Origin of the sequence: Mesorhizobium sophorae (assembly GCF_002270415.1) — a bacterium.
Classification (GTDB): Bacteria; Pseudomonadota; Alphaproteobacteria; order Rhizobiales; family Rhizobiaceae; genus Mesorhizobium; species Mesorhizobium sophorae.
In genome coordinates, this window is record NZ_NNRI01000021.1 from 248,249 (window position 1) to 263,119 (window position 14,871).

Annotated in this window: 17 protein-coding genes and 3 pseudogenes; 13 read left to right on the forward strand and 7 right to left on the reverse strand. The window is 58.0% G+C overall.

Annotated features, from left to right (window positions below; translation table 11 throughout):
* The first annotated feature begins 61 nt into the window (after positions 1 to 61).
* The 10 genes and pseudogenes from CGZ66_RS29365 to CGZ66_RS29405 all read left to right on the forward strand — a co-directional run bounded on the left by CGZ66_RS29365 (position 62) and on the right by CGZ66_RS29405 (position 6,249).
* The gene (locus tag CGZ66_RS29365; RefSeq protein WP_167392321.1) at positions 62 to 412 is read left to right on the forward strand and encodes a c-type cytochrome; all 351 of its coding nucleotides are present in this window, start codon (positions 62 to 64) and stop codon (positions 410 to 412) included.
* Between the two features lie 130 nt (positions 413 to 542).
* A pseudogene (locus tag CGZ66_RS29370) lies at positions 543 to 1,457 on the forward strand (molybdopterin molybdotransferase MoeA); the annotation flags it as partial.
* A 114-nt stretch (positions 1,458 to 1,571) separates the two neighbouring features.
* A complete protein-coding gene (locus CGZ66_RS41955; protein ID WP_478349645.1) occupies positions 1,572 to 1,739 on the forward strand; it encodes a hypothetical protein in 168 nt (55 codons plus the stop codon).
* Between the two features lie 115 nt (positions 1,740 to 1,854).
* Positions 1,855 to 2,031 (forward strand): annotated as a pseudogene (locus CGZ66_RS41020) (IS110 family transposase); the annotation flags it as partial.
* Between the two features lie 460 nt (positions 2,032 to 2,491).
* Entirely contained in the window at positions 2,492 to 2,737 is a 246-nt protein-coding gene (locus CGZ66_RS29380) for an antitoxin VbhA family protein (RefSeq protein ID WP_143748890.1), read from the forward strand.
* Positions 2,730 to 3,371 (forward strand): Fic/DOC family protein, encoded by a 642-nt coding sequence (locus tag CGZ66_RS29385; RefSeq protein ID WP_095090316.1) that lies wholly within the window; start codon positions 2,730 to 2,732, stop codon positions 3,369 to 3,371. Before CGZ66_RS29380 ends, CGZ66_RS29385 begins: the two co-directional genes overlap by 8 nt.
* Before the next feature lie 630 nt (positions 3,372 to 4,001).
* Positions 4,002 to 4,562 (forward strand): YagU family protein, encoded by a 561-nt coding sequence (locus CGZ66_RS29390; RefSeq protein ID WP_095090317.1) that lies wholly within the window; start codon positions 4,002 to 4,004, stop codon positions 4,560 to 4,562.
* 199 nt (positions 4,563 to 4,761) lie between these two features.
* The gene (locus CGZ66_RS29395; RefSeq protein WP_095090318.1) at positions 4,762 to 5,406 is read left to right on the forward strand and encodes a TetR family transcriptional regulator; all 645 of its coding nucleotides are present in this window, start codon (positions 4,762 to 4,764) and stop codon (positions 5,404 to 5,406) included.
* A gap of 175 nt (positions 5,407 to 5,581) precedes the next feature.
* Complete coding sequence (locus CGZ66_RS29400) at positions 5,582 to 6,013, forward strand: hypothetical protein (RefSeq protein ID WP_095090319.1); 432 nt, start codon at positions 5,582 to 5,584, stop codon at positions 6,011 to 6,013.
* A gap of 14 nt (positions 6,014 to 6,027) precedes the next feature.
* Positions 6,028 to 6,249: a hypothetical protein gene (locus CGZ66_RS29405; protein ID WP_095090320.1), complete on the forward strand. Its 222-nt coding sequence runs from the start codon at positions 6,028 to 6,030 to the stop codon at positions 6,247 to 6,249.
* 228 nt (positions 6,250 to 6,477) lie between these two features.
* Here the strand turns inward: CGZ66_RS29405 and CGZ66_RS40070 are convergent, their stop codons facing one another.
* Positions 6,478 to 6,636, reverse strand: a complete 159-nt coding sequence (locus CGZ66_RS40070; protein WP_167392296.1) for a hypothetical protein — start codon at positions 6,634 to 6,636, stop codon at positions 6,478 to 6,480.
* Positions 6,637 to 6,697: 61 nt separating this feature from the next.
* Positions 6,698 to 6,931, reverse strand: coding sequence for a hypothetical protein (locus tag CGZ66_RS40075; RefSeq protein WP_167392297.1), 234 nt, complete (start codon positions 6,929 to 6,931; stop codon positions 6,698 to 6,700).
* 313 nt (positions 6,932 to 7,244) lie between these two features.
* On the opposite strand from CGZ66_RS40075, the gene CGZ66_RS29410 reads away from it, so the two are divergent.
* Positions 7,245 to 8,141 (forward strand): diacylglycerol/lipid kinase family protein, encoded by an 897-nt coding sequence (locus CGZ66_RS29410; RefSeq protein ID WP_095090321.1) that lies wholly within the window; start codon positions 7,245 to 7,247, stop codon positions 8,139 to 8,141.
* Between the two features lie 250 nt (positions 8,142 to 8,391).
* Positions 8,392 to 9,338, forward strand: a protein-coding gene (locus tag CGZ66_RS29415; protein ID WP_417568608.1) for an IS630 family transposase whose coding sequence is annotated in 2 segments (ribosomal slippage) — positions 8,392 to 8,733 and positions 8,736 to 9,338 — 945 coding nt in all. Because the reading frame shifts where the segments join, the coding sequence is not laid out codon by codon here.
* 79 nt (positions 9,339 to 9,417) lie between these two features.
* Here CGZ66_RS29415 and CGZ66_RS29420 read toward each other — a convergent pair.
* From CGZ66_RS29420 to CGZ66_RS29440, 4 genes and pseudogenes are all read right to left on the reverse strand, one after another.
* Complete coding sequence (locus tag CGZ66_RS29420) at positions 9,418 to 9,783, reverse strand: transposase (protein WP_342586889.1); 366 nt, start codon at positions 9,781 to 9,783, stop codon at positions 9,418 to 9,420.
* A gap of 303 nt (positions 9,784 to 10,086) precedes the next feature.
* Positions 10,087 to 11,421 (reverse strand): type II toxin-antitoxin system HipA family toxin, encoded by a 1,335-nt coding sequence (locus tag CGZ66_RS29425; protein WP_095090323.1) that lies wholly within the window; start codon positions 11,419 to 11,421, stop codon positions 10,087 to 10,089.
* The gene (locus CGZ66_RS29430; RefSeq protein WP_245331287.1) at positions 11,418 to 11,717 is read right to left on the reverse strand and encodes a helix-turn-helix domain-containing protein; all 300 of its coding nucleotides are present in this window, start codon (positions 11,715 to 11,717) and stop codon (positions 11,418 to 11,420) included. The genes CGZ66_RS29425 and CGZ66_RS29430 overlap by 4 nt, the downstream gene beginning before the upstream one ends.
* 676 nt (positions 11,718 to 12,393) lie before the next feature.
* Positions 12,394 to 12,975, reverse strand: a pseudogene (locus CGZ66_RS29440) (transposase); the annotation flags it as partial.
* 512 nt (positions 12,976 to 13,487) lie between these two features.
* Between CGZ66_RS29440 and CGZ66_RS29450 the strand changes: the two are divergent.
* Positions 13,488 to 14,434, forward strand: a protein-coding gene (locus CGZ66_RS29450; protein ID WP_417568608.1) for an IS630 family transposase whose coding sequence is annotated in 2 segments (ribosomal slippage) — positions 13,488 to 13,829 and positions 13,832 to 14,434 — 945 coding nt in all. Because the reading frame shifts where the segments join, the coding sequence is not laid out codon by codon here.
* On the opposite strand, the gene CGZ66_RS29455 is transcribed toward CGZ66_RS29450, so the two are convergent.
* The gene (locus CGZ66_RS29455) at positions 14,431 to 14,676 is read right to left on the reverse strand and encodes a hypothetical protein (RefSeq protein WP_143748892.1); all 246 of its coding nucleotides are present in this window, start codon (positions 14,674 to 14,676) and stop codon (positions 14,431 to 14,433) included. The genes CGZ66_RS29450 and CGZ66_RS29455 overlap by 4 nt on opposite strands.
* Positions 14,677 to 14,871 lie beyond the last annotated feature (195 nt).

Below are 14,871 nucleotides of genomic sequence, written 5' to 3' on the forward strand. Positions count from 1 at the left end.
ACCGTGCCTTCAATCCAAAATGGAGAGTTCCTGCGTGAAACACCTGCTCGTCGGCGCCACTATGATTTTGGCGTTACTGCCGCCGGTCGCCCTGGCCCAGGATATAGAGGCCGGCAAGATGGTCTTCAAAAAATGTGCCGCCTGTCACAACGCTGATACCGATGCGAATAAAGTCGGACCAACCCTGAAAGGCGTGGGTGGGCGAGTAGCCGGGACCGTACCCGGCTATTCCTATTCGAAAGCCATGAAAGATGCGGGCGCGGCCGGTCTTGTCTGGGACGAGCCTAACCTCACGGAATATCTCGCCAATCCCAAGGCGAAAGTGCCGACGAACAAAATGGGGTTTCCTGGCCTCAAGAATCCCGACGACATCAAGAACGTCATCGCTTATCTCAAAAGCCTGTCTGGCTAGACGCCCTTTGGCGGGAGTGGTGCGTGAGCAAACGCAAGGAGGAGCGATCGTGTTTCATGCCGCGAACCGCGTTTTGCCAGCCGACTGCTCCGCAGCGCAGAGCGGCAAAACCATTGCTTTTGAAGCCGCGGTGGCCAAGGCCGTGGCGCTCGCTCACACTGTCCGCTACCGGGAACATCTCTCGCTGGCCGCGTCATTGGGGCCGGTCTGCGCGGTAGCCATTCATTCCCCGATAGCGCTCCCGCCCTTCGATAATTCCGCAATGGACGGGTTTGCGGTGCGAACGTCGGATTTCAACGGGGACGGCCCCTGGACATTTCGGGTGGCAGGCCGGGTAGCAGCTGGCGATGTGCGGGCGCATGACCACCTGGATCCGCGAACGGCGCTTCGTATCTTCACGGGCGCACCCGTGCCGGCGGGGTTCGATGCCGTGGTCATGCAAGAGCAATGCGAACGCTCCAGTGACATGGTGACCGTATTCGAGCGACCGCGACGCGGCCGACATGTCCGCCTCGCCGGCGAGGACGTCGGTGCGGGATCTGAGCTCGTTACGCGGGGCAAGGCTCTGTCTGCCAGGGACTTGACCTTGCTGGCTGCCGTGGGGATCGCTGACGTCGAGGTGCTTCGAAGGATCCGCATTGGGCTTCTGTCGACAGGCTCCGAACTAAAGGAACCGGGCGAGCCCCTCGCGCACGGCCAAATCTATAATTCCAACAGGGTTATGTTGCGCTCGCTGCTGGCGGCATGCCCTTGGGCAGAAGTGGTCGACTTTGGCATTGTGCCGGACAGTCCGGACCTCCTCGCCGATGCGGTCGAGCGGGCGGTCGCCTCCTGTGACGCACTGGTGACGACTGGCGGCGTCTCGGCCGGCGAAGAAGATCATATGATTGCCGCCGCGCTGCAGCACGGTGCCCGACTCGATGTCCTTAAGGTGGCGATGCGACCAGGCAAGCCGTTGAAGGTTGGGACAATCCAGAGCAAGCTCTTTGCCGGACTACCGGGAAATCCCAATGCGGCGCTGGTCGCTTTCCGGCAAATCATTCTGCCGGCGTTACGCAGATTGGCTGGCCTCACCGAAGTCCAACCGCAATGGTTTTCCGCGGTGGCCGGTTTCACCTGCAAGAAGCGTCAGGGCCGGACCGAGTTTGCGCCTGTCCGCATTTCCGGTCGCTCCGAAACCGGTGAACCTGTGCTTGAGCTGATCGAACGTGGATCCTCAGCCAACTTGATGGCAATTGCTTTGGCCGATGGCATTGCCCTCTTTCCGGCTGAAGTCGCCGAAATCACCGACAGCATGCCGCTGCGCTACGAGCCTTTCTCGAACTAGATGCCGTAATGGGCCGGCCTTCGCGAGCATAGCCAGGTTGGGTGGCTGTCCCTCAGAATGATGGTGTTGAAACGGAGTCCGGGCGATCGGCTCCAACATCATGAGAGGAACAGCCATGGAACATTATGCGGGAATCGATGTCTCTCTGGACGAGAGCAGCGTGTGCATTGTTGACGCGACCGGAACGATCATGCGCGAGGTCAAGATCGCCAGCGAGCCGGAGGCGCTGGTCCGCTATTTCGACGAACTGGAATTGTCTGTTAGTCGCATTGGGCTCGAGGCCGGGCCATTACGGCATCTAGGAAGGAATTCGAGGCACTTTTCGAGAGATCGGTCGTCGTGGGTCAAGGTGCTGGAGGAACTCGTCTGGTGGGTGGATCGCCTGAAGGAGGAGGAAGGATCCAGGCGCGTATGGCGGCTTCCAATGGGATTTCGACGGTGTGCGAAAGTTCGGCGATCAGCGCCATCACGCACGTCGGAAGGCGGGGCGGCCATGCTGGCGCCGCGGCGGCAAGGCGAGGAACGCCAGACGAGCCGACGCTATCCGAATCCCTATGCGAATCTTCCCAGGATCGTAGCGTTGCCGCCAAAGCGGCACCTGGCCATGGCGCTGGCGGCCGAGTGACCGGCGGTTTGGGCGGGCTATTCCGACATCATACCCAAGGCCCGATTTGAAGGAAGCTCCATTTGTTTCCTGCGGCTGAATCGCTTATGTTAAGGGCATGTAGGCACGAAACAGGAAATAACGGTTCATGGGAAAGATTGCCGTCAAAAATCGGTCGATGGACGATAGTCGCCTCAGCGAATCTCTGAACCCAGGGAGCTTCGGCAAGCATAGTCGTCATGAAGACATGAGGCAGATCGCGGCGATATCAGGGTTTGAGGGGTTAACCCCGTCTCCGGCGTTCAAGGCGCTTCGGGAGCGCTACATTTCTGGCGAGATTTCGATCAAGGAGTTCCGGAAGGAGATCGATTCCCGCTGGAAACGGAATGGCTGACCCATATCTCGTTCCAGGCTCTGAAGGGCTCCTTCGAAACGAGATCGGCCTGACAACGATCGAGGAACTTTGGGAAGCCGAGTACCATTATGCCGAAGTGGGGGCAGCGGAGCTGTTCGCTTCGCAGCGAAACATCCAACTCTCCATGCGTGGATGGCGAACCGTCCACAAGGTTCTCTTCCGGGATGTCTATGACTGGGCCGGCGAGTATCGCACGGTCTTCCTCATCAAGGACAACGAACGGGGCCGATCCCGTTTCTGCGAACCCTCGCGCATCGAGGCCGAAGGGACTCGAGTGCTTGATGGACTCAAGGCTACGCTTCGGCACCTCGATCATGCCCCATTCGAAAAGATCGCCGAGGAATTCGCTGGCGCCTACGTCGACCTCAACCAGGTCCATCCATTCCGTGTAGGCAACGGGCGATCCCAGAAGGTCTTCTTCTCCTTGATCGCGCGCCGTTATGGAATCCAGCTGAACTGGGCTGAGATTTCCCCGGAAGAGCATAACAAGGCCGCCGTCGACGGGTCATTCGGCGAACTTGGCCTGATTTGTCAGCATTTTAGGTCGATCGCCGAACGAAGGTCAGGGAATACGGTCACTCTCTCGTATCCTGTGCGCCAAGAGAACGATTAAGAAACTGATGCCCGGTCAATGTCCAGACCGTTTAGCAAGCAGCAATTACCTGAGACGGAACGAGACTGCCTTCCCCGAATCATGAAGCTGTAGGCAGCTGCATCCAGCCTGTTGACATTAACCATGTTCCGCCGAATCTCCAGTAGGGAACGATACCTTCCCTATCCAATCACCCAACATCTTGCGGTCCCCTGAGCGAAAGGGATAAGCGGTTGAAAAACGTCGCGCTACCAATCTGGTGAACTAACGTATGCCGCTCTTGACCATTCCGAAATCAGTTCGGTCTCAGAAACACCCATAGGGCAGCGTGCATCGGGAGGCGGTTTCATTGAGCTTATCGAAGAGGTGTAAACCAAAGTATGCCGATTTAGCATCCGAGAATGCTCACTTTCCCAGCGCACAATAGGAACCGGGACTGCAGCGTTGCTAAATAGTAGCGAAGGCTTCGCGAAAGCCTAACCAATAATTGGTGGCTCAACCCGGCCCGTTCTGAAGGGGACGGGGAGGCATTCCTAGCGAATATCGCCGCAAGCCGACCCCGCGAGTTTCGAGTAGGCACGGGAAAATGAGCCCCGTCAGACCATGATCTCAAGCCGTTACGGATATCAAAGAAATAAAGGAAGTCCCATCATGCTGGAGCGCCAAATTAATCTCGGCATAATAATTTGGACGACAATCATTGGCGGCTTTTTTAGCTCGCTTGTTAAATGGGGCTCTGAGGTCAATATGCCGCCTCGGATGCCGGGCGAGATCTCTCCTCCGGCAGCGCACATTGATGCGTGGCTCGGGTGGCTTGGAGTTAATTCTCATTCTCTGGATTACGTATACCAGGGAGTAAAAGTACCAGGGGCAGTCACGCTATATCATTGGTTGTTCAGCTTTATGTTTGCGTTTGTATACGTTTTTGTTTCAGCCTTTTTTCCAAAAATTAGACTCTGGCATGGCGCTCTCTATGGATTGACCATCGCAATTGTCATGCATGGGTTTTTAATTCCCCTACTTGGTTTCAGAAATCCGTCCTACGCAAACGGTGCAACGGGATGGCTGTGGAATCTGAATAGATATGAGTTGTGGAGCGAGATCCTCGGGCACATTTACTGGTCGGTTTCGATCGAAGTCTGTCTGATTGCAGTCCTTGCTCACTTCTCCAGGCCGCTTAAGGGAGCGTGGGTCGACGTAAATAGGGCGTAGCTGCTCCCGCGTTGCGGTCTTAATGCTGCCCTGAGCGAGTAAGCCGTGAAGGGCTTAGCCTTCAGACCGAACTTTGTTCGTCCATACGGGTAGTCACATCACAGCGGGAAAACCCGGTGTTGCATATACATTCATGAATGTATATATGATGAAAGAGCTAGGGATGTATGTAAAAAAGGTACCTCGAAGGAAATGATTTATGAGACGCACTAAGGCCGAGGCCGAGCGGACACGTGAGGCCGTGTTGGCTGCAGCAATCGATGTTTTCCTCGATCGCGGCGTAACCCGTGCTACCCTTGAACAGATCGCTAGTGCGGCAGGGGTAACACGTGGCGCCATCTACTGGCATTTCCACAACAAGCAAGAGATATTCACGGCACTTGAGCGGCGGGCCAACGTGCCAAACGAGGAACTCGGTGAACGGCTCAAGGCCCGCCTCGCCGCCTACCCCGATCTTGATCCGCTGGCCGAATTGGCAGGCGCAATTGGCGACGGACTGCGGTCATTCGAAATCCACCTCGAACGCCCCCGCATTCTAACGATACTATGGCTCCGGTGCGAATATGCCGACGACATGCAGCCGGTTATTGCGCGCCAGCGAGATGCAGACATGGCGCTGCAGAGAATTTTTGAATCCGTCATCGGACAGGCCGCCGCGCGTGGCCTGCTTGCGCCCGCCTTGTCGCCGGAATTGGCGGCGCGCGCGCTCCTTCTACTGTGCAATGGATCGATTCTCGATTGGCTACGCGCGCCCGAAGAGTCCGACCTGACAGCCAGCACCATGCCGGTCGTGACAGGCTTCCTCGACGCTATCAGCGCATCCAAGCGCCCGCGGAGGCCCTGATGGCCTTCGGAAATGCGCCTGACGAGCAGGTCATACGGTTCCCACAACATGGGCCAGCGCCGCCACTGGCGGCTGTGCCCGCAATGCGTTTCGCACCCAGAAAGCGGTCTCGGTGATGCGACGCGTACTAACGAACAGGGAATCCGCCCGAACGATAGGACTTCTATGCAACGGAATGGCGGCCCTTCTTGTCCGGTCCACGCGGGTTCTGCTCATGTCGGCGATATTATGCGCGCTGATCGGCTGCGCGACCCGAGGGGAATATGTCTTTCATCCTCTGGCCCTTGCCGCCAGCGATGCCAGCCAAGTGGATATGCTGGTCGCGACGACGCGCAAGCAGTCTGAAAATCTCGGCCAGCTCTATACTGGCGGCCGCGAAGCCGCGATATCGCTCAACAGGATAGTCGTCTCCATTCCTCCGGATCGGAACCCCACGATTGGAAAGGTCCAGTGGCCTTTGTTCATCAAACCCGATCCGGAAAAGGATTTTGCTGTACGCGGTAAGCTGAGAAGCAGGTCTGCTGGGGAGGAGTTCAGCCCATCGAGCAGCCCGACGTTTCGTCTGCTCGACTCGACAATGGACGGGAAGGCGGCAATATTCCTGTAGGTGGGAGAGGATGTATGCGAGATTTGCCACGCGACATAGATGCCGACGTTGTGATTGAAATCAGTCGTCTTCTCGATGACGCCGCGCGCACCGTGGCTGTAGCGATCCACGGTCTTGTCAAACATATCCGGGACGCAACACAAACGCGACTTTCCGATCAGGCGATCGAAGAATTGATTGTTGAAATGGCCTCGACGCGTGGTTTGTCCATGATCTTCGAGAAGCCGCCGGCCTGAGCCTCGCTTCCAGGGTTCAACATCGACCCATTGTAGACGCCTTAGTCGCCGACGCTCATCAAGATTAGCGTGGGGTTCGGCCATTGGCGGCATCGAATTTACCGAAGACGGGGGTGTGAAAATCAAGGGATTCGTGACCTTCACGTGGATGCTTTGCAGTTAAATTGATAATCGGAGCTACCACATTCTCGCAATTAGCTGCCAAACCTAACCGAAACGATCGCCTTCTCACGATTTGCTGCCAAGCGACAGGCGAGGGTCGAATTCGTGAATGATGGCGACCTCGGCGTCGTCGATCTCGTCGCCCGGTAGGACGCGTAATCGCGGGCCGATTGACAGGGTGTCGCAGGAAGTGGTCGGATTCGGGGTGGTCTGACTGCCGTCCATGACGCATTCTGGCCGGCCATTACGGTGTCAGCGCCGCCCTGAAGAAGCGCTTCACTCCCCATTAATCGCGCTGCTCCGCGAGCCAGAATTCGACCGTATCGTCGACGCTGTTGATGGCGGATCGGCTGCCGCGATCCTGAAAGATCTGTGTAGCTTCGGCCTCGCCCAAAACCCAACTGCGAACCTTCGGTACACGGGGCCTGCTTACAGGAGCGACGACGTAATAACCATCCGGTGTTGGCACAAAGGCTTTGATGGCAACGACGACCCTTCCTGAAGCGAGAGCATCGGCCACCGAAACATCCCGCACGACTGCCAGACCTTGGCTCGACGTCGCTGCCTGTATCAGTAGCGCGTCGTCCGCATACGTAGCCGAGTGTGTCTCTCGACACCGGCCGCCTCGTGACCCGGCCCGATCATAGTTCGACACCCCTTTGGGACGGGAAGGTCCTGCTGGCCCATGACGGAAGTATTCTGGCCAATCCGGGGACAGGAACCTTGCAGGGTGCCGTTGCCAGTCCCTGATCGAGAGGATTCGTGATGCAATATCGAAATTGCATGAGACGAGCAGGCGATACCAGTTTCACTCCTTCGCAAGTGGCGCGCACATGACAGTTCTGGTCCTCCTCAATGCAAGCGCCGGCACAATCCAGCGCGCTGACTACGATGTCGAAGCATTCGTCCGAAGCGGGCTTCAGGCGCGCGGATTGGAAGCCGAGGTGCGAATGGCGGGCGGGAGCCAGATCGCGGAGATGGCCCACAGCTTCGTCTGGGCGAAATCACCCGGCGACAAACCAAGGACGCTTGTGATCGGCGGCGGCGATGGCACCCTCGGTTGCGCGGCTTCGGCGGTCACGGGAACGGATGTCGTCCTGGGCGTTCTTCCGCTCGGTACCCTCAATCATTTCGCCAGGGATCTTGGTTTGTCGAATGATCTGGGGGCGGCCATGGATACAATCACCGCGGACCATGTGAAACAGATCGACGTTGCGGAGGTGAACGGCCGGGTCTTCCTCAACAACTCATCCATCGGCATCTATCCGTTTCTTGTCGCCGAACGGACCGCCGAGCAGAAGCGGCTGGGGGTCGGAAAGCTTGCCGCGCTCGGCCCGGCGCTTATCCGCACGCTCAAGGTTTCATCGTGGAAGAGGGTCAGGATTTCTATCGGCAACGAGCGAAGCCAGAAGACGCTTTGTGTGTTCGTTGGCAACAATTTCTACGATCTGCGCGAGCTCGGCCACCGCGGCAGTCTTACGTCCGGTGAGCTGTGCGCCTACGTCGTGAAGGCGCAGTCCTGGCTGGGGCTCGCGCTGCTGCCGTTCAAGGCCGCGCTCGGGCTGATCGACCCAGTCCGCGATGTCGAACTCTTCCGGGTTCAAAGTCTGGAGGTCAAAGCGCGCCGACGACACCTGCGCATTGCGATGGACGGCGAGACCGTCGAGGCAATACCACCGTTGCATTATCGGATACGGCCGCGGTCATTGCACGTTCTCGCGCCGCCATGAAAAACGCCGCACCTCTTTGACGAATTGAAGCGTGCCGACAGCCGCCCTCCTGTCCTGAAAATCGAGCCTGGAGCCAATTCGGACTTTAATCTGATGGAACATAGCAACCCAAAAATGATGCGGCATCTGGGGTTAGGCTTGCTGGCGACAGCCCTGCTAGAGCGGTTTTCCCTTAATCGGAGTCGTTTGTTTGCAGTGAACGGCTTGTTCTGATTCCCTGATCGAAGTGATTTGCGGAAGGAGCAGCGGCATGGCACGAGCTTACAGCCTGGATTTGCGGACGCGTGTTATCGAGGCGATAGAGGCAGGCCTGTCGACCCGAGAAGCGGCACGGCGGTTTGCCATCGGGATATCGACGTCTGGTGCATGGTATCGGGCCTGGCGTTCGAGCGGCAATCTGGAACCTGGGCGGCAGGGCAAGCCGAAGGTATCGAAGCTGGACGCGCACGAGACTTTCATTCTCGCCTTGGTCGAGACCGATGAGCGGGACATCACGCTTGCCGAGATCGTCGATCGCCTTGCGGCAGAGCGCGGGGTCAAAGCCAGCCTGACGACGGTCCATGCGTTCTTCGCAAAGCGTGGCATCACGTACAAAAAAAGACAGCGCACGCGGCCGAACAGCAGCGACCGGATGTTTTGGCAGCGCGGGAAGAGTGGTTCGAAGGCCAACTCGATCTCGATCCGAGCCGCCTGATCTTCATCGACGAAAGTGGCCTCAATACCAAGATGGCCCGGCTACGAGGCCGCTCTGCGCGTGGACAGCGTTGCCGGGCGGCTGTTCCTCATGGGCACTGGAAATCCACGACCTTCACGGCCGGCCTGCGCCTCGACGGGATCGTCGCGCCCTGGCTCCTGGACGGCGCCATGGATGGCGAAGCATTCCTGGTCTACTTGCGCCGCGTCCTCGTGCCGACGCTTCAACCCGACGATGTCGTCGTGATGGACAACCTGCCTGCTCATAAAGTGGTCGGTGTCCGCGAAATCATCGAGGCTGCGGGGGCTTCCCTTCGCTATCTTCCGCCCTACTCCCCGGACTTTAACCCCATTGAGATGGCCTTCGCCAAGCTGAAGGCTTTACTGCGAAAGGCAGCAGCCCGGTCCATCCCGGAATTATGGGACGCCGTGGCCGTCGCCATCGATCGTTTCCACCCCAAAGAATGCGAAAACCTGTTCGCCCACGCCGGCTACGATGCCTAACCGTGATTATCCAGAAACTGCTCTAGTGGCATTGATCACATCGGAGCGGATCCAGACGTGGGCGGGCAGGGGCACCGTCTCACTCGGCGTCGACAAGCTGCAATCTCGTCGCGATGTACTTAGCCCACTTGCGCCAACGCGGACAGATGAACATTGACCCGCCAAGCGCCGTTTTCGGTCGACGTAGGCGCGGGACCGGCACCCCGACAGCGACCACACCCATTTCAATGAAGGCGATTGGTGGGGTCTCGGATCGGTCACCCGATCTCCGTTCCCGGGTTTGCTTCATCCAGATGTGCAAGTGGTTCGCGTTCATGTCGTGACGCCGCGCGACAACCGCCACCGGATCACCGGACTCCTGCACCTCGCGCATGATCGCCAGCTTCTGCTCGACCGTCCAGGAGCGGCGCGTCCGCTGTCGGCCCGCATCCGTCGGCAGCGGCAGAGCCGCCGGCGTGCTCGCTCAATCACAGGAATGTGAACGAGGCGCGCATGTGTATGGCAGAATACTCGGTCGCCGAAGTCCTGCGGCTCAGCGCCGTCGGCATCAGCGGAGGGACTGCGACGAAATGAATGAGCCGGTTACGCCAAAGTTACATGGAAGGAGACACCCTGATTTTGCTCCATGTAACTGATTGAAAAATATGGTGGGGCGATACCAAGGTTCGAACTTGTGACCCCTACAATGTCAAACACTCAAGACGGGCCTTCAGGACATCAACGGCGGCGGCCACGGGGAGTGTACCCATCATCGCTTGCGCGTTTTCTTTCGTGTCGACACGGGCTCGGAAACAGCAAGATTGTCACCGGATGTATCGTGATGTTTCGCCTGTTCAGGTTGAGGCCTCCGTCCATTCAGGATCAGATCAAGTTCATTGGTTCGTGCTCTGGATAGACCTGCTTCGTCCGCGAACAGTGGCCAGCGATCGACCGCAGATCGGATGCGTTCAATCACGTTCAACGCTTCCTGCTCGGAAATGGAAGCGCCATTAGCGACGGCAAGCAAATGCTGCCGCCCTGGATTCAATCCCTCCCCTGCAATCGATGCGCTATGCTGTCCTCCCGGGCCTGCCGAGAAGGTCAGATCGTACGCCGGAGAGAGTTTCCACCGCCCATCCGATCCCATCAGGAAAGAATGGTTCTTCGAATGGTCATCTCGGTTCCGTGCATACACATTGAAAACCATGTGACCGAACATGCGGAGGACCTCCGCGCTGTCTCTAGTCATCATGTACGTCAGTTTGTGAAGCGAACCGTAGTCAAGTGATGCCTGTCGATGGTCGGCATAAAGAAGACCGCTCGCAGTATGCATATGTAGTCGTCCATGCGATGTGCGGTCAAATCGCTTGGTCGCGAAAAGACGATTTCCTTTTTTTGTCTGCAGCACCCGCGTATCAGCCATCTCCAACCCGGCGGCACGGGCCATGAGCGCATAAGCTTGCTCCTCGACACCGATATCTATTGGGTCGTCGGAGCTACGCGATTTGACCATCCAGCGTTCGAGACCAAGCTTCAATTGATGGCCGTAATCGATCACAAAGGTATTCTGATCCGGGTTCAAGCCGATCATGATCTTGGGACGCGCGCCTGCGGAGCCGCCCTGAGCTCCCTGCAGTGCGTCAATCTCGGCAGTGTCCATCTCCTTTTGCACAAGCTTAACCTGCTCAACGAACCAGTCCAAGTCGCCTGCACCATGCTTGTCATCGGGAAGTTCAGGAACGAAAGCCAATGCTCCCATTCCGGAAGTTCCCACAGCAGAAAGGCGGTCCAAAGCCGTAAGCGTATGGTAGTCCACCCCCGCTTTTTGAAGGCAGCGATCCAGCAATAGGCGTCCCCATCCATCTGGAAGGCTGTCGTTAAAGAGCCCATGCAGCCCATTGAACGGTTCATGCTGAGCTGGAAGAAGACCTCCCTTCAATCCGAGATGGAACGGTGAAATTAGCAGTGGTTCGGTTATGAATTCGGCTGCGTACTCAAAGTAAGCTCGGCGTTCCTCGGAACTCCAGGCAAGCGTTCCCAGATCTCGTTGGGAACCCTCGAGATCGAGAATCACCTTCACTTTTCTGATTGGCCTGAACTTCATTTCTTGCGGACTCTCATTCTAGCCGGATGCCCGACGACATCTTCAAGTGTCTTTGGAGGTCGTGAAGGAAACAAGCTTTCAAATTCAGCTTCTGCCTCCAAAGCGAATGCGAGCTTTACGACAGCTTCAAAGGATGCCCTGCCGGTCTCTTCAAAAACTCGCAGGGAGCCGTAGGAAACTCCAGCCTTGGAAGCCAGCTCTCGTTGGGTAAAATTGGCATCAATTCGTCGTCGCTTCATCCGTGTTGCGACACCTTCAATGATTTCCTTCGGCGATGTCATTTTAAATGTTATCATGATAGCACTTATATCCATAATGCTAATTTAAGTGCAATAATAATAGCAATTATCAAAGATGTCAAGTTTGCTCGTCCCGATCCCGTCCGGAGGTTTGGAAATACGCGGCTCAGTCGCCGTCCAAACCGAGGAGGGGCTGAGCTATGGCGATGTCCGAAAACGAACCGAAAGGCAGCATTTCCTGCTGTCGCCGGGATGCCGACACTCACCGTCATGGACTTGGCGAAGGTCCGGGAGGAGACGGCGTACAAATGGTTCAAGCGCATGTGCTGGCCGGAGACCGACGGCGAGCGGTACTGTCCGCAATGCGGGACCCCCTGCGCTGCCACTTGATGAGCCACGGCCGTTACAGGTGCTCCGACTCGGCCTCGATACGCGTGAAAATGCCGTCACGATCTGAAAGCGCGAAGGCCAACCAGACGAGCCTCACGATTTCAGGTCGCCTGCCCTGCGCCGCTGGCGCCAGGGACTCCGAGAGCATCGATCTGGTACACATGCTACTAGCCCGCTTGATGCACGGCGATCGGCTTTCGGCGGCCTGCATGGCGAGCTGGCCGCCCTCGGAGTGCATTTTGACAAGCCTCGTCGGGCGCCGGCGATGATCCGTCGTGATGGAAGGCGGGGGTTTGCGGGTTGAGTTCGGCGGGTTTGTTTCGGGACGTCTGCGCCCCATCGTTTATGTCGCGAGTTGCGGGATGCGGCTGAGGACGATGCGCAGAATACACTGGTCGGGGCAGGATGTCGGCAGGTGCAGACGGATCTGGGTTTTCATCTCGACTACGCGGGCGGCGATCTTGATGAGGCGCAATCGCAGCGTGTCGAATTGGGCGACGGCAAAGCTCGAGCGTTTCGGCATCGCGGCGCGCAGGCCCCACATCAGCCAGTAGGCGCCGGCATGCAGGAACAGCCGGAACTGGTTGGCCGTCGCTCTTGTGCAGGAGGTGCGGTCGGCGGCGAGATGCGTCTTCCACGACTTGATGTGGTTCTCGGCAGCGCCGCGCCGGCAGTAGACATCCTCGTAGAGCGCCTTGGCCTTGCCACTTGCAAGGTTGGTGACGATGAAGCGGGTATCGGCACCTTGGGCGCCGACCTCGACGCGGGCGATGATGCGCTCTACGCGGCTCCAACTGGCGGCGCCATCCAGGAACTCCTTGAAGCGGCGGACCTTGTTCGTCTTCGATGACACTTCAAAACGCGCCATCGTGCTGCTCTCCAGGTCCGCGACATGCTTGCGCATCTGCCCGTTGGGGTTCCCGAGAGCACGGGGCACCACTTATCGTTCATATCGAGCTGCAGATCGACGCCGGGGACCAGCCGAGCCTCGAAGTTCTTTCCGGAAAGTGAAAGCAGTTTGGCAAGGTCGCCGCCTACGCCGGCCTGACCGCTGACAAACAGCGGCTGTTCGACGTGAACGCCATTGCCCGCCTGGGTCACGACAAGAGGGCCATCAGTTTTGATATCAGCATGCCAATGATAGTCGGCACATTGGTTCGTAGTGCCAATGCTCGGAGCGGTAATATCTGGCACCTCGGCGCAAACACGCACGCCGACAACCCAGCGGCATTCGGTATGATGGTCCAAATGTCCCCCTTCAATGTGAGGAATGCCGACACATCCGATGTGACCATCTCCATGCACTGGAACGGATTGCGGTATCTTCGATTGCGCCGCTCGCACTAGAGCGGTTTTCCCTTAATCGGAGTCGTTTGTTTGCAGTGAACGGCTTGTTCTGATTCCCTGATCGAAGTGATTTGCGGAAGGAGCAGCGGCATGGCACGAGCTTACAGCCTGGATTTGCGGACGCGTGTTATCGAGGCGATAGAGGCAGGCCTGTCGACCCGAGAAGCGGCACGGCGGTTTGCCATCGGGATATCGACGTCTGGTGCATGGTATCGGGCCTGGCGTTCGAGCGGCAATCTGGAACCTGGGCGGCAGGGCAAGCCGAAGGTATCGAAGCTGGACGCGCACGAGACTTTCATTCTCGCCTTGGTCGAGACCGATGAGCGGGACATCACGCTTGCCGAGATCGTCGATCGCCTTGCGGCAGAGCGCGGGGTCAAAGCCAGCCTGACGACGGTCCATGCGTTCTTCGCAAAGCGTGGCATCACGTACAAAAAAAGACAGCGCACGCGGCCGAACAGCAGCGACCGGATGTTTTGGCAGCGCGGGAAGAGTGGTTCGAAGGCCAACTCGATCTCGATCCGAGCCGCCTGATCTTCATCGACGAAAGTGGCCTCAATACCAAGATGGCCCGGCTACGAGGCCGCTCTGCGCGTGGACAGCGTTGCCGGGCGGCTGTTCCTCATGGGCACTGGAAATCCACGACCTTCACGGCCGGCCTGCGCCTCGACGGGATCGTCGCGCCCTGGCTCCTGGACGGCGCCATGGATGGCGAAGCATTCCTGGTCTACTTGCGCCGCGTCCTCGTGCCGACGCTTCAACCCGACGATGTCGTCGTGATGGACAACCTGCCTGCTCATAAAGTGGTCGGTGTCCGCGAAATCATCGAGGCTGCGGGGGCTTCCCTTCGCTATCTTCCGCCCTACTCCCCGGACTTTAACCCCATTGAGATGGCCTTCGCCAAGCTGAAGGCTTTACTGCGAAAGGCAGCAGCCCGGTCCATCCCGGAATTATGGGACGCCGTGGCCGTCGCCATCGATCGTTTCCACCCCAAAGAATGCGAAAACCTGTTCGCCCACGCCGGCTACGATGCCTAACCGTGATTATCCAGAAACTGCTCTAGCGTCTCATACGGAATTTGTGCCACCAGCGTGAGAACGCTGTCCGACGTCGGAGCCGGCGGCACATCGGCAGTGCCACCATGGGGCGGCGCCTGGAAGAGATTTTTTTCGCAGCCCGACACGCTAAGTAAAATGAGAAGGACCGGAACGAACCGGCGGGTTGCGACGGCGAAGTGAGCGACACGCAACTTCATGCCAGGTCTGGTACGCGATGCCATGGACGTCTCCCCCAAGAATGCTTTGCACCTGCTGAAGCGGCGTCGCTTAATGTCACCGCTTTGTGATCTCTACGTGATCGAATGATCTTCAGGTCCCCATGAGGAGGCCGGCGTCGAAGCTCCTGCTGCCAAAAGACAGCCGAAAAGCGATCCCGCGCGAGGAACTTAGTTGAGAACTCTATTCTTCACATTGAC

Excerpts from the sequence above, each read along its gene's own strand:
- CGZ66_RS29365 (WP_167392321.1), top strand. The coding sequence starts at position 62 with ATGATTTTGGCGTTACTGCCGCCGGTCGCCCTGGCCCAGGATATAGAG.
- CGZ66_RS29380 (WP_143748890.1), top strand. The coding sequence starts at position 2,492 with ATGGGAAAGATTGCCGTCAAAAATCGGTCGATGGACGATAGTCGCCTC.
- CGZ66_RS29385 (WP_095090316.1), top strand. The coding sequence starts at position 2,730 with ATGGCTGACCCATATCTCGTTCCAGGCTCTGAAGGGCTCCTTCGAAAC.
- CGZ66_RS29390 (WP_095090317.1), top strand. The coding sequence starts at position 4,002 with ATGCTGGAGCGCCAAATTAATCTCGGCATAATAATTTGGACGACAATC.
- CGZ66_RS29395 (WP_095090318.1), top strand. The coding sequence starts at position 4,762 with ATGAGACGCACTAAGGCCGAGGCCGAGCGGACACGTGAGGCCGTGTTG.
- CGZ66_RS29400 (WP_095090319.1), top strand. The coding sequence starts at position 5,582 with ATGGCGGCCCTTCTTGTCCGGTCCACGCGGGTTCTGCTCATGTCGGCG.
- CGZ66_RS29405 (WP_095090320.1), top strand. The coding sequence starts at position 6,028 with ATGCGAGATTTGCCACGCGACATAGATGCCGACGTTGTGATTGAAATC.
- CGZ66_RS40070 (WP_167392296.1), bottom strand. The coding sequence starts at position 6,636 with ATGGACGGCAGTCAGACCACCCCGAATCCGACCACTTCCTGCGACACC.
- CGZ66_RS29410 (WP_095090321.1), top strand. The coding sequence starts at position 7,245 with ATGACAGTTCTGGTCCTCCTCAATGCAAGCGCCGGCACAATCCAGCGC.
- CGZ66_RS29425 (WP_095090323.1), bottom strand. The coding sequence starts at position 11,421 with ATGAAGTTCAGGCCAATCAGAAAAGTGAAGGTGATTCTCGATCTCGAG.
- CGZ66_RS29430 (WP_245331287.1), bottom strand. The coding sequence starts at position 11,717 with ATGATAACATTTAAAATGACATCGCCGAAGGAAATCATTGAAGGTGTC.
- CGZ66_RS29455 (WP_143748892.1), bottom strand. The coding sequence starts at position 14,676 with ATGGCATCGCGTACCAGACCTGGCATGAAGTTGCGTGTCGCTCACTTC.